3 protein-coding genes are annotated in these 3,290 nt (G+C 28.5%); 1 reads left to right on the top strand and 2 read right to left on the bottom strand.

All coding sequences use genetic code 11. The features are described 5' to 3' along the window. Nucleotides 1-82 precede the first annotated feature (82 nt). Complete coding sequence (locus CLVI_RS17030) at nt 83-1,069, bottom strand: peptidoglycan binding domain-containing protein (protein WP_106061439.1); 987 nt, start codon at nt 1,067-1,069, stop codon at nt 83-85. A gap of 182 nt (nt 1,070-1,251) precedes the next feature. Between CLVI_RS17030 and CLVI_RS17035 the strand changes: the two genes are divergently transcribed. Continuing rightward, nucleotides 1,252-1,716 carry a GreA/GreB family elongation factor gene (locus CLVI_RS17035; protein ID WP_106061441.1) on the top strand — a complete coding sequence of 155 codons (465 nt, stop codon included), beginning with the start codon at nt 1,252-1,254 and terminating at the stop codon, nt 1,714-1,716. Between the two features lie 39 nt (nt 1,717-1,755). On the opposite strand, the gene CLVI_RS17040 is transcribed toward CLVI_RS17035, so the two are convergent. Beyond that, nucleotides 1,756-2,943: an MFS transporter gene (locus CLVI_RS17040; protein WP_106061443.1), complete on the bottom strand. Its 1,188-nt coding sequence runs from the start codon at nt 2,941-2,943 to the stop codon at nt 1,756-1,758. Nucleotides 2,944-3,290: the final 347 nt, after the last annotated feature.

Consider the following 3,290-nt stretch of genomic DNA (forward strand, 5'->3'; position numbering starts at 1 on the left):
TTTACAAGTATCATCCATTCTTCTTTAGATCTTCTTTCTGCCATGCAAATTACCTCCTACTAAGTATAGGAGTATTATCACATTAATTTACTGCCAGTCCTAGGTGATGAGTTATTTGACGCTTACTATATATTGGTTCTTTTGTGATAATTTGTCCTTCTTTTATTATTGTAATTAATTCTTTCATTTCTTCCTTACTATTAATTAACCACCCATAATCACCACCACCAACTTCTACTGTTATTCCCGATGATGTAAAAAAATCTCTTTTCTTTCCAACTGTATTATAAGTAATTGAAAGTGTATGTAAATATTCCTTTATATTTTCTTCATTAAATATAATTTCTAAATTCTTATCAACTTTAAGCCATTTTTTTATTGTAGATTTATCTAAAACTTTTGTATAATCTCCAAAGTTATAGGTAATTGTTGAAAGCATATATTTATTAAGCATATCTTTAGTATCTATAACTTCTTGAGATTTTGCAGTATATTGCGGATTTTCATAACAATTAATTAATTCTAAATCTATTGTTGTTTCACCCTTAAGAATTGCATTTACTACTTTATTATACAAAATATCTTTATTAATCTTATTACCATAAACTTCGTCTACAATTATATATCCGTTATCTGTATATTGGAAACTAGGATTTTGTGGTTCAATTATATTCTTGCTATTAAAGCAAGATAGATTGTTGAAACATTTTTTTAGTAGTTTCTCATCATAGACTATTAATTCTGTTGGGTTAGATTTTTTTTGATTGAAAAGGTCAAAAATCCATTCAATGGAATTTTGTTTATCGTTCAAATGCTGGGCTTTCCAATCTGGATGATATTTCAAACCAATATCAACTGCCTTAATTTGTTCTATATTATTCTCTCGCTCCTTTAATTCCAACATATACGTTGGAATTTCTGATGTGAGTTTTTCATCTACTTCCTCAATAATTTCACCTGAAACATTGATATAGCTAATTGTAGGAACCAAATATAGAACAAAGAAAATACAAAAAGAAGTTATTATAACTATTAAAATTTTATTGCGGTTATTTTTTCGTCCTTCCATAATAACCTCCTCTGTATTATTATGTTGAATTTTGAAGTTAATTATTTATATTTCTTATATTTTTATTGAATTACTTACTTGGATTAATAATAAAGAAAATAAATACTAAAATACCTTTTATTTTTTCCTAACTGTTATATACTATTAATATTATATATTTCATAGGGGGTTTAGTTTTTTTTATGAATAATACACTTACAGAGGAAAATCTTAAAAAATTAAGAGACGAGTTAGATTATAGAATGAGCACAAAAAAGGCTGAAATAGCAAAGGAAAAATTAGTAGCTGCTGCACATGGCGATAGATCAGAAAATGCAGAATATAAAGCAGCTTGTGCAAACTATAGAGAAAATGATAATAGAATCCAGTATTTATTAACTATGATTTCAACAGCAACAGTAATAGATAATGAAAATGCTGATAAATCAATACTAGGAATTAATAGTAAAGCTAGAATTAACTTTATAGAGGATGATGATGAAACTGATGTGACCTTGGTAACTACTATGGATTTAGACCCTGAAAATATGTGTATAAGCATAGAGTCAGATTTAGGAAAAGCGTTATCAGGCAAAAAAGTAGGAGACATAGTTAAAGTTAATGCACCAGATGAAACATATACAATAGAAATATTAGAAATGTTATAAGAATATATTACTTAAGGGCATATACTCCACCTAGATTAATTACTTTATATGCCCTTTATTAGAATCAATCTCATCAAAGTGTTTAGTTCTAAGTAAGATTAATAAAGCAACTATAAATCCTGCAGTACTTATCATAAAGATCATATAACTATTACCATATTCATATACAACCCCAAAGATATAGCCAAAGATAGCTCTACCAATTGACATTGCTGCAGTGAATAAAGTAATTGCTGTACCTAATACTGCTGAATTAACTGAATTTCTAATGTAAGTTAAGTTACCAACTGTTACAATAGCAACGCCTAAGCAGTGAACAACACTTACTGCTAAGAATGCATAAGCATTACCAACTAATGAATAAACTCCAAATCTTAATATCATTGAAGCAACAACTAAAATATAAAATTTCTTAAATCCTAATTTATTAATAACCTTAATAGCAACCATTAAGAATAATACTTCTGGTAGTACTGTCATAAAAGTCATCCAACTAATTGATGATTCAGGACCACCTAAAGTAGATACTAAATGGTTCCCAGCATAATTCATTGCAGAATCTACTATTACTGTCGTTAACATCGTAATAATTAAAATAAATATATAATTTTTATTAGTCACTAATTCTTTAAAGTTACCTTTTTGTACTATATCTTCTGTTTTAAGTTCACCTGTTTTAGAAACTTTAGGAAAACTAAAACTAATTGGGAAAGCAATAACTAATAAGCACGCATAACAAGCAAATAATGGACCATCTAATCCAAATCTATCTGCCAAGAAACCAACTGCCATACTAGCCAACATATATCCCAAAGACCCCATGCCGCGAATAGAACCATAATTGCTACCAGTTTTATGACAATAATTAGTAGCTAAGGTATCTGCCATAGGTATAGCCCCTAAGCGTAGCATTTCTAGACCTATTGCACATAATATTATCATTGGATAAGTGGCTGCTTTATAATATAAAAACACCATTACTAATGCTCCAGCAATAGAAAACTTTAATAGATCATTATATCTTTTAGTTTTATCACCAACTACCCCCCAAATAGGAATGACACAGAATCCCAATATTAAACTTAAGGCTGTAATTAAACCAATTTGGGAACCACTTAACCCAGCACTTTTTTCTAAGTATACATTTATATAGGGCATGAATGAACCCATTGCCCCTAAATACATAAAATAGAATACTTTAAAACTTAAACTAGAGCGATCTTTCATTGTATTTCCCCCTCATTTCTCACATACATTTCACACGGTAATCCTTTTCATTTTATCTTTAAGAATATTTCTATTTCTTTTAGTATAGATAAATAACATATAGTTAATCATACCATAGAACATAACATTATAAAATAACTTATACACCATTATATTCCTTCTATTTTTTATTAACCACCTATCAATGTGAAAGATATAAAATTTTAGAATGATAAATAAACGTAAGCGTCAAATAACTCATCACCTAGGACTGGCAGTAAATTAATGTGATAATACTCCTATACTTAGTAGGAGGTAATTTGCATGGCAGAAAGAAGATCTAAAGAAGAATGGATGATACTTGTAAA

Origin of the sequence: Clostridium vincentii (genome assembly GCF_002995745.1) — a bacterium.
Taxonomy (GTDB): domain Bacteria; phylum Bacillota; class Clostridia; order Clostridiales; family Clostridiaceae; genus Clostridium; species Clostridium vincentii.

Coding starts and splice junctions, on each gene's coding strand:
- CLVI_RS17030 (WP_106061439.1), bottom strand. CDS start 1,069: ATGGAAGGACGAAAAAATAACCGCAATAAAATTTTAATAGTTATAATA.
- CLVI_RS17035 (WP_106061441.1), top strand. CDS start 1,252: ATGAATAATACACTTACAGAGGAAAATCTTAAAAAATTAAGAGACGAG.
- CLVI_RS17040 (WP_106061443.1), bottom strand. CDS start 2,943: ATGAAAGATCGCTCTAGTTTAAGTTTTAAAGTATTCTATTTTATGTAT.